A 15,548-nucleotide genomic window follows, 5' to 3' on the forward strand; every position below is an offset into this window, starting at 1 on the left:
AGGTATTTGCATTTATGGCGTCGACCCAAGTCCTTGCCGGGTTTCACGCGGTTGTCGCGCGGCTGCGCCACGCGCCCGAGTCGATCAAGGAAATCTACGTAGAAGCGTCGCGCCGCGACAAGCGCATGCAGACGTTCATCGAGCAGGCCGAGAAGGCCGGCTGTCGCCTGCATCCGGTCGCCATGGAGCGCCTGGACGGCCTGGCGCGCGGCACCCGTCACCAGGGCGTGGTGGCGCTGGCCGACGAGCGCCAGCTGGCGGTGGACGTGGACGAAGTGCTCGACGTGATCGAGGGCCCGCCGCTGCTGCTGATCCTGGATGGTGTGACCGATCCGCACAACCTGGGCGCCTGCCTGCGCACGGCCGACGCCGCGGGCGTGCACGCCGTGATCGCGCCGCGCGACCGCGCGGTGGGCCTGAACAGCACCGTGCAGCGCGTGGCCTGCGGCGCGGCCGACACCGTGCCGTACCTGATGGTCACCAACCTGGCGCGCACCATGCGCAGCCTGAAGGACCGCGGCGTATGGCTGGTCGGCACCGACGACCAGGCGACCGACAGCATGCACCGGATCGACGCGCGCCAGCCGATGGCCTGGGTCATGGGCGCCGAAGGCGAGGGCATGCGCCGCCTGACGCGCGAGACCTGCGACCAACTGGTCAACATTCCCATGCTGGGTTCGGTCGAAAGCCTGAACGTCAGCGTGGCCAGCGCGGTGTGCCTGTATGAAACCGTGCGCCAGCGCCAGGCCTGAACCGGCCATGCCTTCCTTTTCGTAGACCCTTTCTCTTTCGCGTCGCCCATCATGCACCAGAACGGCTTTACCACCACGATCCTCCATTCCGACCGCCAGCAATCCGTCGAGCACGGAGCGGTGCACAAGCCGATGCATCCTTCGTCGGAATTCGCCTACGCCGATGCGCGCGAACTGGCCGCCGTCTTCCAGGGCAAGGCGGGCTTCACCTATGCCCGCCAGGGCACGCCGACCACCACGGCGCTGGAAGCCAAGGTGAACCACATGGAGGCGGGCAAGGGTACGGTGAGCTTCGCCACCGGCATGGCCGCGCTGGCCGCCATCTTCACCACGCTGCTGCGCCGTGGCGACCACCTGGTGTCGAGCCAGTACGTGTTCGGCAACACCAACAGCCTGCTGGGCACGCTGCTGGAGCTGGGCGTGGAGATCACCTTCGTCGATGCCACCGACTCGGCGCAGGTGCGCGCGGCGATCCAGCCCAACACCCGCATGGTGTTCACCGAGACCATCGCCAACCCCGGCACCCAGGTCGCCGACCTCGCGGTGATCGGCGAGCTCTGCCGCGAGAAAGGGCTGGTCTACGTCGTGGACAACACGCTGACCTCGCCGTGGATGTTCCGGCCGGCGACGGTGGGCGCGTCGCTGGTGATGAACTCGCTGTCCAAGTACATCGGCGGCCACGGCAATGCGCTGGGCGGCGCCGTCACCGACACGGGCCTGTATGACTGGGCCAATTATTCGAACATCTACGATGCCTATCGCAAGGGGCCGTCCACCGGCTGGGGGCTGACGCAGATCAAGAAGAAGGGCCTGCGCGACATGGGCGGCACGCTGGCGGCCGAGCCCGCGCACCGCATCGCGGTGGGCGCCGAGACGCTGGCGCTGCGCATGGCCAAGCATTGCTCCAATGCGCTGGCGCTGGCGCGCTTTCTGGAAGAGCACCGCGGCGTGGCCAAGGTGCATTACCCCGGCCTGGCCAGCCATCCGCAGCACGCGCGCGCCGCGGCGCTGTTCGGTTCGCGCTTCGGCGGGCTGCTGGGCGTGGAACTGGCCGACGGCGTGGACTGCTTCGATTTCCTGAACCGCCTGCGCATCGTGCTGATGGCGACGCACCTGGGCGACACGCGCAGCCTGGCGCTGCCCGCCGCGCACACCATCTATTACGAGATGGGCGCCGAGCGCCGCAAGCAGATGGGTATCGCCGACAGCCTGATCCGGGTATCGGTGGGCATCGAGGATGAGACCGATCTGCTATTTGACTTCGATCAGGCGCTCAACGGCTGCCTGCAGGGATAATTCACGGGGCATGGCGCGCGGCAGGGCCCCGCGCCGCAACCCGGGCAGGAACCCATGCTTATACAGATCGCCGAAGTTTTCACTGCCGACGAGGCCGCCGCCATCCGCAATCGCCTCGAGGCCGCCGACTGGGTGGATGGCAAGGTCACGGCGGGCTACCAGTCCGCCGAGGTCAAGCACAATCGCCAATTGCCGGAACAGCATCCGTTGGCGCAGGAACTCGGCAGCCTGATCCTGCAGCGCCTGGCGGGCAACAACCTGTTCATGTCCGCCGCGCTGCCGCGCAAGATCTTCCCGCCGCTGTTCAATCGCTACGAAGGCGGCGAGGCTTTCGGCTACCACGTCGACAACGCCGTGCGCGGCATTGCCGGCAGCGGCGAACGCGTGCGCACGGACCTGTCCGCCACGCTGTTCTTTTCCGAGCCTGATTCCTACGACGGCGGCGAACTGGTCGTCGACGATACCTACGGCCCGCGCAGCGTGAAGCTGCCGGCCGGGCACATGGTGCTGTATCCGGGAACCAGCCTGCACAAGGTCAATCCCGTGACGCGCGGCGCCCGGATCAGTTCGTTCTTCTGGATGCAAAGCTTGGTGCGCGAAGACAGCCAGCGCGCCTTGCTGCTCGACATGGATGTGGCCATCCAGCGTTTGAACCAGGACGCGGCGGGGCATCCGTCGATCATCCAGCTGACCGGCATCTATCACAACCTGCTGCGCCGCTGGGTGGATGTCTGAGCGTGATTCGAGGCGCGCTCGACGCGCATTCGGAACGCATTTGGAACATCATTTGGTGTTGTCGCGCAAACCCCGAAATGCGTGTTTTTGTTTATTGCGAAAAGGCCTAAAAGCTAGTATTGGTGCGGCTTGTGGTGAGGTTTTCGCTTGACAGCCGCTCTACGCCAAGGCCTAATACACGTCTGCGTCGCTGACGGTTCTGGAGCTGCAAAGCCCTTGAAACCCAGGCGGCGCAGCAGTTTAAAAGTTGTGCTTTGCAGCGCAAGAAAAAGTTTATCCACTAGTCTGTTCGTCGTTTGTCGGGTCTTCGCGTCAAGTCGTGGCGTCCAACATGACAGCCATGAACTGCACTCCCGGCAGACTCCATACCTTGTGAGGGGTACACCTGAATGAACAAAACCGAACTCATCGATCACATTGCCAGCAAGGCCGATATCTCCAAGGCTGCCGCCGGTCGTTCGCTTGACGCCCTGATCGGTGCCGTCAAGACCACCCTGAAGAAGGGCGGTACGGTCACGCTGGTGGGCTTCGGCACGTTTGCCGTGTCGGCTCGCGCCGCTCGTACCGGCCGCAACCCGCGCACCGGCGAAACCATCAAGATCAAGAAGGCCAAGGTGCCGAAGTTCCGTCCGGGCAAGGCCCTGAAGGACGCCGTCAACTGATCGACGGCCAGGCAGATTGCACGGGCACGGCACCCGTTGATTTGCCGACAGGTACGCGGTCCGGTATACTCCGGCCCGCGTATTGCTTTTGAGTACCCCGGCCAGCGATTTTCCGCGTTCCGTTCGCGGCAGATTCGACACCAAGACGGGTGCTTAGCTCAGTTGGTAGAGCGGCGCCCTTACAAGGCGTAGGTCACAGGTTCGACCCCTGTAGCACCCACCATCAGCAAGCCGAAACAGAAACCCGCACACGGTACCGTGGCGGGTTTTTTGTTTTTGCGCTTGTCGTGCGCATTTGGGGCGTCTGGGGGCGTCTGGGCAGGCTTGCGGACGCGAGTCATGTGGATGCGCACTGTGGATGCGGTGCGCGCAGGCTCCGTGGCGCAGGCGCTGGCGAAAGAGCGCGTGGTGTGTGTTCGTTCCTGTGCGGGTTGCGGGCTTGTTTGCGCGCGCGCAGGGTTGGCGGAGCATCGGAGTGTTACGCTATTGCAGACGAAATATGACGTGCGAATCATTCGCATTTAAGATATGATGCTTGGCTTGTACCGGTCAGCCGGCGCGCGCCCGTGGCGCGCGTTTTCCTGGCTGGCCAGATAAGTTAATGCACCCTGGCTGATTCATGCCTAGCTTTCAACGTGGTTTGAACACTTCACCGCCGTCTTCCCTTGGTATACGCGTAGGCGCTGGCCTGGCGGTCGTTGCGCTACACGCCGCAGTGGTCTATGCCATTTACCTGGCTCCCGAGAACCGTCCTGAACTGGAGGAACCCGAGGCCATCATGGTGAGTGTGGTGGACGCTCCCACTCCCCAGATCGCCAAAGCCGACCCCACGCCGGAAGTGCCGCAACCGGTGACCGAAACGCCGCCCGAACCACAGCCCGAGATCGAACCCGAACCCGAGCCGGATCCGAAGGTGGAGCCCGAACCGGAGCCCGAACCCGAACCGGTGGTCGAAAAACCGCCGATGCCGGCCCCCAAGCCGAAGCCCAAGCCGAAACCCAAGCCCCAGCCCAAGCAGGAAGTCAAACCCGAGCCCAAGCCCGAGACGCCGCCCGTCGAAACGCCGCCCACCGGTACCCCCGACGGCGCGCAGACCACGCAGGCGCCGCGCCAAGGTCCGCCGCCCGACCAGATCCTGCAGGAAACCCAGATCGAATACCTGGGGGCGCGGCCCATGCCCAACTACCCGATGGCATCGCGCCGCATGCGGGAAGAGGGCCGGGTGGTGGTGCTGGTGGAAATCAATACCCAGGGACTGGTCGAGCGGGCCACCGTCGATTCGTCCTCGGGCTTCCCCAGGCTGGACGAGTCGGCATTGGCCGCCGCGCGCAAGGCCCGCATGAAACCCTATAGCCGCAATGGCGTGGCTTATCCCGCCAAAGCAAAAATTCCGTTCGATTTCGTAATGAGGAACTGAGATGTCCAACGCAATGCACAGCGCCACCCTGGTGGCGCAGGCGGCCACCAGCCCGGCAGCGGCTCCGGCGGCCGCGGCACCCGCCGCCGCCGCTGCGGCGCCCGCCGCCCAGCAAGCCGCCACCGCGGCCGGCGGCATCGTCCAGCAGGCCACCGGCGCCGTCCAGCAATCCGCGGAGGCGCTGCACAGCGCCGCCGCCGCGCTGCCCGCGGTTGCACCGGTGCCGGCACCGGCGCCGGTCCCCGACATGGGCTTCCTGCACTTCGTCGCGCAGAGCGACTTCGTCGGCAAGACCCTGTTCATCATCCTGATCCTGATGTCGCTGGTGACCTGGTACCTGATCCTGGTCAAGGTCGGCAGCAACATCAGCATGCGCCGCCGCTCGGCCGACTTCCTGAACAAGTTCTGGAACTCCAGCTCGCTGGAACAGGTCGAGCACGAAATCACCACGCACGGGGCGCGTGATCCGTTCTCGCACCTGGCCAGCCACGCCATGCATGCCCAGGCGCATCACAACAAGTTCGGCGCCACCAAGCTGGAAGAAGCCGGCTCGAACGGCGATTTCGTCACCCGCACCATGCGCAAGGTGATCGACGAGGAAACCGCCAAGCTCGAAAACGGCCTGACGGTGCTGGCCTCGGTGGGCTCGACCGCGCCGTTCGTCGGCCTGTTCGGCACCGTGTGGGGCGTGTACCATGCGCTGGTCGGTATCGGCCTGTCCGATGGCGTCACCATCAACCGCATCGCCGGTCCGGTGGGCGAGGCCCTGATCATGACCGGCCTGGGTCTGGCGGTCGCCATTCCGGCGGTGCTGGCCTACAACACCTTCGTGCGCAACAACCGCGTCTACCTGTCGCGCCTGGATGCCTTTGCGCATGACCTGTTCGCCTTCCTGACGACCGGCCAGCAAGTGGCCCTGTCGGACAGCAAGGTGCGCGCCCTGCGCCGCCAGCACGGTAACGGCGCCGCGGTTCAACGCGGGAGCGAATAATGGCTTTTGGCAGCTTCGAGGGCAAGGGATCCGGGAGCCATACGGTTTCCGAGATCAACATGGTGCCGTTGATCGACGTCATGCTGGTGCTGCTGGTGATCTTCATCATCACGGCGCCGTTGCTGGCCCACTCGATCAAGATCAACATGCCCCAGGTGGCCGCCGAGCAGATCGAGGAAGAACCCAAGACCGTGGATCTGGCCATCGATGCCGGCGGCGCGCTGTTCTGGGACGAAAAGCCGGTCAATATCGACGACCTGCCGAACCGCTTCAAGTCGATCGCCGGCACCAAGCCGCAACCCGAGATCCGCATCCGCGCCGACCAGAATACCCGCTACGAGACCCTGGCCAAGGTCATGGCTTCGGCGCGCCGGTCGGGCATGACGCGCATCGGCTTCGTCACCACGCCGCCCTCGGGCGCGCCGGCGGGGGAGGCCCCGGCAGCAGGCGGAGCCGCCCCGGCGCCGTCCGCCCGTTGAACGATTCCCGGCAGCGGGGCGCATTTCGCGCCCCGTTTTTTCCGGGATCGCGCTAGAATCGCGGCATGCGAGTTCTGGTAATCGAAGACGACACCACCCTGGGCCATGCGCTCCAGGAATTTCTGGCCGACCAGGGTTATGCGGTCGACTGGCTCACCGACGGCGACCGGGTTCTGGGCGCGCTGGCAGGCCAGCCGTATGACCTGATGCTGCTCGACCTCAACCTGCCGGGCATGAGCGGCCTGGACGTGCTGCGTCAACTGCGCCAGGACGGCAACCAGGTGCCGGTGCTGATCCTGACGGCCCGTGACGGCATCGAGGACCGCGTCGCCGGCCTGGATGCCGGCGCCGATGACTACGTCACCAAGCCTTTCGAACTGCCCGAGCTGGCCGCCCGGGTGCGCGCCTTCGGCCGCCGCCGCGCGGGGCAGGCGCAGCCTTTGATCGAAGTCGGGCCGCTGGTGTTCGACACCGTCGGCCGCGAAGTCCGCGCCAATGGCCAGCGCCTGTCGCTGTCGGTGCGCGAGCTGTCCGTGCTGGAAATGCTGATGGCCCGCGTGGGCCGCGTGGTCACCAAGCGCCAGATCGTGAATTCCCTGTCCGCCTGGGATGCCGATTTCAGCGAAAACGCAGTGGAAGTCTACGTATACCGCCTGCGCAAGCGCCTGGAAGGCACCGGCGCCAGCATCCAGACCGTGCGTGGCTTCGGCTACATGCTGGATGTGGAAACGGCCTGACGGCCTCCCTGGCCGCCTGGCGCCGGCTGGCGTAGCCGGCCCGCGGCGGCCGGAATCCCTGCCCGCCTAAGCGAGGGCACCGCGTCATGACGCTAGAACGCACTCCTCCCGCTCCTACGGCCTCGCGCCCCTTGCTCCCCTCCCGTTCGCTCGCGCGGCATCTGGTCATCCGGCTGATGCCGCCCATCCTGCTGCTGGTGCTGCTGGACCTGGCCGCCACCTGGGTCATCACCCACAAGATCGACATGTCCCTCTGGATGCTGGAGGACTTTTTCTGGCTGATGGTGGTGGGGCAGGTGGCGTTGATCGGCCTGTTCACCTGGGTCGTGGTGCAGGGTGTGCGCTCCGGCCTGCGCTCGGTCAACCACCTGTCCGAGGAAATCCGCCAGCGTTCCATCGACGACATGCAGCCACTGGAAGTGGTCGGCGTGCCGGTCGAGATCGAACCGCTGGTCACGCATACCAACGACCTGCTGCTGCGGCTCGATGCCTCGCTGGCGGCGCAGCGGCGCTTCATCGGCCACGCCGCGCACCAGTTGCGCACGCCCCTGTCGGGGCTGCGCCTGGAATCAGAACTGATGCTGGCCCGGCCCCTGCCCGACGATGTGCGGGCGCGCGCCGAGCGCATCAAGGCGGTCAGTGATCGCATGATCCGCCTGGGCCAGCAACTGCTGGTGCTGGCGCGGGCCGACCCCAACGCCCGGCCGCAGGACAGCTTCGTGCGCATCGACCTGTGCGAATGGGTGCGGGCGCACGGCGCGGAGTGGTTTCCGCGGGTGCGCGAGGCGCGCTATGAGCTGGACCTGGTGGCCCCGGATGCGCCGATCTGGATCGACGCCGATCCGTTGTTGCTGGCCGAGTTGCTGGGCAACCTGATCGACAATGCGCTGCGCTACGGCAACGCCACCGGCCGGATCACCTTGATCGTGGGCGCCAACCCGCCTTCGTTGACGGTCGAGGACGATGGCCCAGGCATTCCTCCCGAAGAACGCGACCGCGTCTTCGAGGCGTTCTATCGTTCCCCGTCGGCCAGCGCCGGCGGTTCGGGCCTGGGATTGGCCATTGTGCGCGAGATCGCGCACGCCCACGGCGCCTGGTGGAAGCTCACCAGCCGCCCGGATTTTTCCGGAACGCGGCTTTCGGTCGTGTTTCCCGGCCCTCGCAAGGGGGCTCAACTCACTCGGCAAGAACCCACATCATGAGCCAGGGCTCGGTCAGCGTTCCTCCCTCGTCCAACGGCCACGCCGCCGGCGGGCATGCACCTTCGTCGCGCGCGGCTCTCGTCCTGGGGGCGCTGGGCGTGGTGTATGGCGATATCGGCACCAGTCCGCTGTACACGCTGCGCGCGTGCCTCACCGGGCTGAGCGTGCACACCGACCTGGAGCCGGCCCACTTGCTGGGTGTGCTGTCCATCCTGTTCTGGATGTTGATGGTGGTGGTGTCGTTCAAGTACGTGACGCTGGTGCTGCGCGCCGACAACCGCGGTGAAGGCGGCACGCTGGCCCTGCTGGAGCTGGCGGTGCGCAGCCGCGAGGGCAAGCTGCGCTGGGTATTGATCGTGCTGGGCATTTTCGGCGCGGCGCTGTTCTATGGCGACAGCATGATCACGCCGGCGATCTCGGTGCTGTCGGCGCTGGAGGGGATCGGCATCGTGTCGCACACGCTGGATGCGTGGGTGGTGCCGTTGGCGCTGGTGGTGCTGGTGGCGCTGTTTGCGATCCAGTCGCACGGCACGGGCGCCATGGGCAAGCTGTTCGGGCCGGTGATGCTGCTGTGGTTCGGCACGCTTGCGGCGCTGGGCGCCTGGCAGGTGTGGCAGACGCCCGAGGTGCTGGCGGCGCTCAATCCGATGTGGGGCCTGCGCTTCATCGTCGAATTCCCGTGGATCAGTTTCGTGCTGCTGGGCGCGGTGGTGCTGGCGCTGACCGGCGCCGAGGCGCTGTATGCCGACATGGGCCATTTCGGCCGCCCGGCCATCCGCAGCGCCTGGTTCAGCATGGTGCTGCCGGCGTTGACGTTGTGCTATTTCGGCCAGGGCGCGCTGTTGTTGCGCGATCCCAGCGCGATCCGCAATCCTTTCTTCATGATGGCGCCGGAGTGGGGCCTGGCGCCGCTGGTGGCGCTGGCGACGGTGGCCACCATCGTGGCGTCGCAGGCGGTGATCTCGGGCGCTTACTCGGTGACGCGCCAGGCGGTGCAGCTGGGGTTCTGGCCGCGCATGCAGATCCTGCACACGTCGGCGGTGGAGAAGGGCCAGATCTACCTGCCGCAGGTCAATGCGCTGCTGCTGTGCGCGGTGCTTGTGCTGGTGCTGCTGTTCCGCAATTCCGACAACCTGGCGGCGGCCTACGGTTTCGCAGTGACGGGGACGATGCTGACGACGTCGGTGTTGGCGTTCGCGGTGCTGCCGCGGGGCACGACGGGCGCCAAGCGCATGCTGTGGTTCGTGGTGCTGGGCCTGCTGCTGTTGTTCGATGTGCTGCTGTTCTCGGCCAACGTCTTCAAGATCCACGAAGGCGGCTGGCTGCCGCTGGTGGTGGCGATCGTGGTGTTCACGCTGATGATGACCTGGCGCCGCGGCCGTCGGCTGCTGTCCGACATGCAGCAGCGCGACCGCCAGCCGCTCAAGGAATTCATGGAGCAGCTGGAGGCCTATCCGCCGTCACGGGTGCCGGGCACGGCGATCTTCATGACGATGAATTCGGGCAATGTGCCGCCGGCGCTGCTGCATAACCTGAAGCACAACAAAGTGCTGCATGACCATGTGCTGTTCCTGACGATCCGGGTGGCCGACGTGCCCTATGTGTCCGAGGACGAGCGCTTCACGGTGCAGAAGATGAGCGCGTCGAGCTGGGCGGCGACGATCAACTACGGTTTCAAGGAAGATCCGGACGTGCCGGAGGCGCTGCGGCTGGTGGCGGAGGCGTATCCGGAGCTGGATCTGGAGCCGATGCGCACGTCCTACTTCCTCTCGCGGCAGACTGTGGTGGCGGCCAGGAAGCCGGCCTTGTGGCGGTGGCGGCGGGCGGTGTTCTCGTTCATGGCGCGCAATTCGACGCGGAGCACGAAGTTTTTCAAGATTCCGGCGAATCGGGTTGTGGAGATGGGGATGCAGGTCGAACTTTAGGCCTGGGGGTTGAGTTCTTGAGGCGCCCGCCGGGTTGGCGTTGCGGGGGCGCGGGGCTACGATTGCGGTCCGGAGCGTTCGCTCCGGACTGCCCCTTTCTCATCCTCGTCCTCGCCTTCGGCGACTCCTTCGGATTCCGTCGGGCGCATCTACACGCCCCGCACCCCCGCAACGCCAACCCGGCGGGCTGCAATGTCTGCATCTTGGCGGACTTTGGGGCGGGCGGTTTGCTTGACGTTCTTGCCCATGGTTTATTGAAGTGAGAAGGATCTTTCGGGGTCGCCAAAAGGAGGCCGCGCGGGCGGCCACCTTTTGGCATTTGGGCGGTGGGGCGGGACGGCTCGCGTTGTGTGGCGTGTTGAACAAAAAAAGCCCCTCGGTGTTGCCGAGGGGCTTTTTGTTGAGCGGGAAGAATTACTTCTTCTTGGCCTCGTCCTTCAGTTGCGGCAGCGAGGTGCCGGAGGCGGAGAGCAGGCCGGTCTTCGTGTAGGTGAACAGCTTGGCGCGGGTGTCGACGATGTCGAGGTTGCGCATGGTCAGCTGGCCGATGCGGTCGGCGGGGGTGAAGGGGGCGTTCTCGACCTTTTCCATCGACAGGCGCTCGGGGGCGTAGGTCAGGTTGGGCGATTCGGTGTTCAGCAGCGAGTAGTCGTTGCCGCGGCGCAGTTCGATGGTGACTTCGCCGGTGATGGCGCGGGCGACCCAGCGCTGGGCGGTTTCGCGCAGCATGATGGCTTGCGGGTCGAACCAGCGGCCCTGGTACAGCAGGCGACCCAGCTTGCGGCCGCTTTCGCGGTACTGCTCGATGGTGTCTTCGTTGTGGATGCCGGTGACCAGGCGTTCGTAGGCGATGAACAGCAGGGCCAGGCCCGGGGCTTCGTAGATGCCGCGGCTCTTGGCTTCGATGATGCGGTTTTCGATCTGGTCGCTCATGCCCAGGCCGTGGCGGCCGCCGATGCGGTTGGCTTCGAGCATCAGTTCGACCGGGTCGCTGTATTCCACGCCGTTCAGGGCGACCGGCTGGCCTTCCTCGAAGCGGACGGTGACTTCCTCGGCCTTGACGGCGACGTCGTCGCGCCAGAACGCCACGCCCATGATGGGCTTGACGATGCGGATGCCGGAGTTCAGGTGTTCCAGGTCCTTGGCTTCGTGGGTGGCGCCGAGCAGGTTGGAGTCGGTGGAGTAGGCCTTTTCCGCCGACATCTTGTAGTCGAAGCCGGCCTGGCGCATGTACTCGGACATTTCCGAGCGGCCGCCGAGCTGGTCGATGAACTGCTGGTCGAGCCAGGGCTTGTAGATCTTCAGGTCCGGGTTGGTCAGCAGGCCGTAGCGGTAGAAGCGCTCGATGTCGTTGCCCTTGAAGGTGCTGCCGTCGCCCCAGATGTTGACGTTGTCTTCCTTCATGGCGGCCACCAGCATGGTGCCGGTGACGGCGCGGCCGATGGGCGTGGTGTTGAAGTAGGTGATGCCGGCGGTCGAGATGTGGAAGGCGCCAGCCTGCAGGGCGGCGATGCCCTCGGCCACGAGCTGCGCGCGGCAGTCGATCAGGCGGGCGTTCTCGGCGCCGTAGGCCATGGCCTTGCGCGGGATCTCGTCGTAGTCGGATTCGTCGGGCTGGCCCAGGTTCGCGGTGTAGGCGTAGGGGATGGCGCCGTTGTTGCGCATCCAGAGCAGCGCGGCGCTGGTGTCGAGGCCGCCGGAAAAGGCGATGCCGACCTTCTGGCCGGTGGGAAGGTTCGGGAGGATAGTGGTCATTGTTTGAGGTGAGACGCCAACGGGACTTTGACAGCAGCGAGCCGCCAAACAAGAAATCTGCCCGCCATTTTAACGCGTTTGGGCGGTCCGGGCAGGGGGCCGGGCAGGGGACCGGGCTGGGGTCAGGGCAGGGGGTGGGCAGGCGGGGCGGCCGGCTCGAACAGCGCCGCCAGGTTCAACTGGCGGATCAGGTCGCCGGTGGCGCTGGCCAGGCGGGTGGCGGGGCGGTGGCGGGCGCTGGCGAGCACCAGGTTGTTGGTGATGCGGGGCGCTTCAATCTCGCTGAGCGACAGCGCGTGCTCGGCCGCCGGGCCCCGCGCGGCCGACCGCGGCAGGATGGCGTAGGCGTCGCCCTGGGCGGCCAGTTCCACGATGGTCTGCACCGCGTCGACCTCGGCCGCGACCTGCAGCCGTACCCCCTGGGCGCGGCAGATGCTCTCGACCAGGGTGCGGATGGCGTTGGGCAGGCTCGGCAGGACCAGGGGATATGCGCCGAGGCCGGCCACCGCGATGCGGGCGGGCAGCGGCGGCTGGTGGTCGGCGGCGGCCACCAGCACCAGATTCTCACGGAACAGCGATTCATAGCCCAGTTGCGGCGAAGGCGCGGGGTCGTACAGCAGCGCCAGGTCGACCCGTCCGGCCAGCAGCCATTCGCGCATCTGCGCGCTCAGCCCTTCGGCCACGGCGATCGATGCATCGGGAAAGCGGCGCCGGAACGCCTGCACCAGCGGCGGCGTCAGCACCCGCGCGATGCGGGGCGGCAGGCCGACCACCACCTTGCCCGTCGGGGTTTCGCGCAGGGTCTGCAGGTCCTGCTTGGCGCGGTCGGCCAGCGCCAGCAGGGCGCGGGCATGCTCCAGGAAACGCAATCCTGCCTCGGTCGGTTCGGCGCCGCGGCCGTTGCGGTAGAGCAGGTGCTGGCCCAGTTCGAGTTCCAGCAGGCGCACCTGGCGGCTGAGGGTGGGCTGGGCCACGTCGAGCAGTTCGGCCGCGCGCGAGAAACTGCGGCGTTCGGCGACGCGCACGAAATACTCGATTTGCTTGAGGTCCATGGTGGGGCCAGGAGGCGGGAAAGGGTGTGTGGATATTTGTATTTTCTATATCTGAAATCAAAGATATAGCATTGTTAAGCGGCTCGCAATCGATGAGCATGGCGTTTTGCCCGCAGGAACCCGCCCCGTGCCCGATTGTCGTCCCCCGCTAGCCACGCCTTCCCGTCCCCGCCATGCGCTGCCGGCCGGGGCCTGCGATACGCATTGCCACGTCTTCGGCCCCGCCGATGTGTTTCCGTATGCCGAGGGGCGCTCTTACACCCCGCCCGACGCGCCCTACGCCAGGATGGCGGCCCTGCATGCGCACCTTGGCGTGCAGCGCGCCGTGGTGGTGCAGGCCAACTGCCATGGCAGCGACCACGCCGCGCTGCTGGACGCGCTGGCGCAGAGCCAGGGCCGCTACCGCGGCGTGGCGCTGCTGGGCGCGGACGCCACGCCGGCCAGCGTGCGCCGATTGCACGAAGGCGGGGTGCGCGGCGCGCGCTTCAACTTCGTGCCGCACCTGGGCGGCGCGCCCGATCCGGCGGTGTTTGACCACGTCATCGGGCTGATCGCGCCGCTGGGCTGGCACGTCTGTCTGCACCTGGACGGAGCCATGCTGCCGGAGCTGCTGCCGCGCCTGCGGGCGCTGCCGGTGCCGTTCGTGATCGACCACATGGGCCGCGTCAAGGCCGCCGAAGGCTTGGGCGCGCCGGCGTTCCGCGCGCTGCTGGACCTGGCGCGCGAGCCGCGCGCCTGGGTCAAGGTGTCCGGGATCGACCGCATCGCCTCGGGCAAGCGCCCCTTTGCCGAAGGCATTCCGTTCGTGCGCGCCCTGGTGCAGGCGCTGCCGGAACGCACGTTGTGGGGCACGGATTGGCCGCATCCGAACGTGGCGGGCGACATGCCCGACGACGGCGAGCTGGCCGACGCTTTTTTCCTGGCCTGCCCGGACGCCGAGACGCGCCGGCAGGTCCTGGTGGACAACCCGGCGCGTCTCTACGGATTTCCGTAGCCGCGCCATCGCCTGCTGCCAGGCGACAAGAAAACACGATATCCCGAGGAGGCAATTCATGTTCAAGAAACTCGTATTCGCCGGCCTGCTGGGCCTGGCCAGCCTGGGCGCCACGGCGCACGCCGATGGCCCGGTGCGCCTGATCATTGCCTTCCCGCCGGGCGGCCCGGTGGACCTGGTCGGCCGGGTGCTGGCCGAACAACTGGGCAAGGAGCTCAAGCAGTCGGTCATCGTCGAGAACAAGGCGGGCGCCAACGGCAACATCGCCGCGGCCTACGTCGCCAAGGCGCCGGCCGATGGCTCGGTGCTGTTCCTGACCAGCGTTGGCGCGGTCTCCATCAGCCCGGCCCTGTACAAGGACCTGCCGTATGACCCGGTGCGCGATTTCGCGCCGGTGTCGCGCGTGGTCAACAACGCCACCGTGTTCGTGGTGAATCCGGCCAATCCGGCGACCGACGCGGCGGATTTCGTCAAGCGTTCGCAGGCGGCTTCGCAATCGGTGGCCATCGGTTCGTCGGGCATCGGCAGCATTCCGCATCTGACGCTGGAAATGTTCGCCGACGCCAGCAAGGCCAAGGTGCTGCACGTGCCGTACAAGGGCGCGGCGCCCGTCATCAACGATGTGCTCGGCAACCAGGTGGCTGGCTTCTTCGGCGACGTGCCGGGCCTGATCGGCCACATCCAGGGCGGCAAGCTCAAGCCGCTGGGCATCGCCGCGCCGACGCGCCATCCGCTGCTGCCGGACGTCAAGACGCTGGCCGAGCAGGGTATCAGCGGCGTCGAGTCGAACAACTGGTACGGCATCGTTGCGCCCGCCGCCACGCCGCCGGCCACGGTCGAGAAACTGAACCAGACCCTGCGCGCCGCGCTGGGCAATGAAGCGGTGCGCGCCAAGCTGGAGAAGTTCGGCGCCCAGGCCGCGCCCAGCTCGCCGCAGGAGCTGGCGGCGCTGATCGCCGCCGACCGCGAAAAGTGGGGTTCGCTGATCCAACGCAAGAACATTCGTCCGGAGTGAGCATGAGCGATTGCCGAGTCTCGCCGGTCGTGCCGGGCACGCGCCCGGCCCTGGCCGAAATGGAAGCGCGCATTGCGGCCGCGCGCGGCCGCATCTCGCCGCTGTACCAGGTGCTGCTGAACAGCCCCGCCGTGGTGCAGGGCTGGGAGGCGATGTTGACCGCGATCCGCCTGAACACCTCGCTGTCGCCACGGGTGCGCGAACTGATCATCCTGCGCGTGGCGACCCTGAACAACGCGCCGTACGAGTTCGACGCGCACGTGCCGCACGCGCTGGCGGCGGGCATGCCGCAGGCGGTGGTCGACCAGTTGCGCGGCGGCCCGCAAGCGGACGCGGTGCAGGGGCTGGAGGCGGGCGAGGCCGACGTGCTGGCCCTGACCGATGCCATGACCCGCGACATCGAGGTGCCGGACGCGCTGTTCGCGCCGCTGCGTTCGCGCTACAACGACCAGGAACTGGTCGAACTGGCCGCGACGGTAGCCGCCTACAACATGGTGTCGCGCTTCCTGGTGGCGCTGCGCGTCGGGCACTGAAAG

General features: G+C 66.8%; 15 protein-coding genes and 1 tRNA gene. 14 read left to right on the forward strand and 2 right to left on the reverse strand.

The window, feature by feature from the left end:
• The first annotated feature begins 14 nt into the window (after positions 1 to 14).
• The 11 genes from rlmB (at position 15) to AC6CR5_RS29170 (ending at position 10,196) form a co-directional block, all read left to right on the forward strand.
• Positions 15 to 752, forward strand: a complete 738-nt coding sequence (rlmB, locus tag AC6CR5_RS29120; RefSeq protein WP_020924435.1) for a 23S rRNA (guanosine(2251)-2'-O)-methyltransferase RlmB — start codon at positions 15 to 17, stop codon at positions 750 to 752.
• Positions 753 to 803: 51 nt separating this feature from the next.
• Positions 804 to 2,048, forward strand: coding sequence for a cystathionine gamma-synthase family protein (locus AC6CR5_RS29125; protein ID WP_020924434.1), 1,245 nt, complete (start codon positions 804 to 806; stop codon positions 2,046 to 2,048).
• A gap of 54 nt (positions 2,049 to 2,102) precedes the next feature.
• Positions 2,103 to 2,783, forward strand: a complete 681-nt coding sequence (locus tag AC6CR5_RS29130; protein WP_020924433.1) for a Fe2+-dependent dioxygenase — start codon at positions 2,103 to 2,105, stop codon at positions 2,781 to 2,783.
• Between the two features lie 389 nt (positions 2,784 to 3,172).
• Positions 3,173 to 3,445 carry an HU family DNA-binding protein gene (locus AC6CR5_RS29135; RefSeq protein ID WP_003812968.1) on the forward strand — a complete coding sequence of 91 codons (273 nt, stop codon included), beginning with the start codon at positions 3,173 to 3,175 and terminating at the stop codon, positions 3,443 to 3,445.
• Between the two features lie 147 nt (positions 3,446 to 3,592).
• Positions 3,593 to 3,668 (forward strand) — tRNA-Val (locus tag AC6CR5_RS29140).
• A gap of 396 nt (positions 3,669 to 4,064) precedes the next feature.
• Positions 4,065 to 4,862, forward strand: coding sequence for an energy transducer TonB (locus tag AC6CR5_RS29145; protein WP_038503127.1), 798 nt, complete (start codon positions 4,065 to 4,067; stop codon positions 4,860 to 4,862).
• A gap of 1 nt (position 4,863) precedes the next feature.
• Positions 4,864 to 5,853, forward strand: coding sequence for a MotA/TolQ/ExbB proton channel family protein (locus tag AC6CR5_RS29150; RefSeq protein WP_020924431.1), 990 nt, complete (start codon positions 4,864 to 4,866; stop codon positions 5,851 to 5,853).
• The gene (locus tag AC6CR5_RS29155; protein WP_006388514.1) at positions 5,853 to 6,332 is read left to right on the forward strand and encodes an ExbD/TolR family protein; all 480 of its coding nucleotides are present in this window, start codon (positions 5,853 to 5,855) and stop codon (positions 6,330 to 6,332) included. The genes AC6CR5_RS29150 and AC6CR5_RS29155 overlap by 1 nt, the downstream gene beginning before the upstream one ends.
• A 65-nt stretch (positions 6,333 to 6,397) precedes the next feature.
• Positions 6,398 to 7,069, forward strand: a complete 672-nt coding sequence (locus AC6CR5_RS29160) for a response regulator transcription factor (protein ID WP_024068289.1) — start codon at positions 6,398 to 6,400, stop codon at positions 7,067 to 7,069.
• An 86-nt stretch (positions 7,070 to 7,155) separates the two neighbouring features.
• A complete protein-coding gene (locus AC6CR5_RS29165; RefSeq protein ID WP_006388515.1) occupies positions 7,156 to 8,271 on the forward strand; it encodes a sensor histidine kinase in 1,116 nt (371 codons plus the stop codon).
• Positions 8,268 to 10,196 (forward strand): potassium transporter Kup, encoded by a 1,929-nt coding sequence (locus AC6CR5_RS29170; protein WP_006388516.1) that lies wholly within the window; start codon positions 8,268 to 8,270, stop codon positions 10,194 to 10,196. The genes AC6CR5_RS29165 and AC6CR5_RS29170 overlap by 4 nt, the downstream gene beginning before the upstream one ends.
• 414 nt (positions 10,197 to 10,610) lie before the next feature.
• Here AC6CR5_RS29170 and argG read toward each other — a convergent pair whose 3' ends face one another.
• Together argG and AC6CR5_RS29180 are read right to left on the reverse strand one after the other, a co-directional pair.
• On the reverse strand, positions 10,611 to 11,951 hold the full coding sequence (argG, locus tag AC6CR5_RS29175) for an argininosuccinate synthase (RefSeq protein WP_006388517.1): 1,341 nt from the start codon (positions 11,949 to 11,951) through the stop codon (positions 10,611 to 10,613).
• A gap of 122 nt (positions 11,952 to 12,073) precedes the next feature.
• Positions 12,074 to 13,003, reverse strand: a complete 930-nt coding sequence (locus tag AC6CR5_RS29180) for a LysR substrate-binding domain-containing protein (protein WP_024068290.1) — start codon at positions 13,001 to 13,003, stop codon at positions 12,074 to 12,076.
• A 127-nt stretch (positions 13,004 to 13,130) separates the two neighbouring features.
• On the opposite strand from AC6CR5_RS29180, the gene AC6CR5_RS29185 reads away from it, so the two are divergent.
• The 3 genes from AC6CR5_RS29185 to AC6CR5_RS29195 are packed head-to-tail and all read left to right on the forward strand — an operon-like array spanning position 13,131 to position 15,545.
• Positions 13,131 to 13,997: an amidohydrolase family protein gene (locus tag AC6CR5_RS29185; protein ID WP_024068291.1), complete on the forward strand. Its 867-nt coding sequence runs from the start codon at positions 13,131 to 13,133 to the stop codon at positions 13,995 to 13,997.
• 58 nt (positions 13,998 to 14,055) lie between these two features.
• Positions 14,056 to 15,012 (forward strand): Bug family tripartite tricarboxylate transporter substrate binding protein, encoded by a 957-nt coding sequence (locus AC6CR5_RS29190; protein ID WP_200221005.1) that lies wholly within the window; start codon positions 14,056 to 14,058, stop codon positions 15,010 to 15,012.
• Positions 15,013 to 15,014: 2 nt separating this feature from the next.
• Positions 15,015 to 15,545, forward strand: a complete 531-nt coding sequence (locus AC6CR5_RS29195; RefSeq protein ID WP_020924425.1) for a carboxymuconolactone decarboxylase family protein — start codon at positions 15,015 to 15,017, stop codon at positions 15,543 to 15,545.
• Positions 15,546 to 15,548 lie beyond the last annotated feature (3 nt).

The sequence above is a fragment of the Achromobacter sp. EG18 genome (assembly GCF_059759395.1).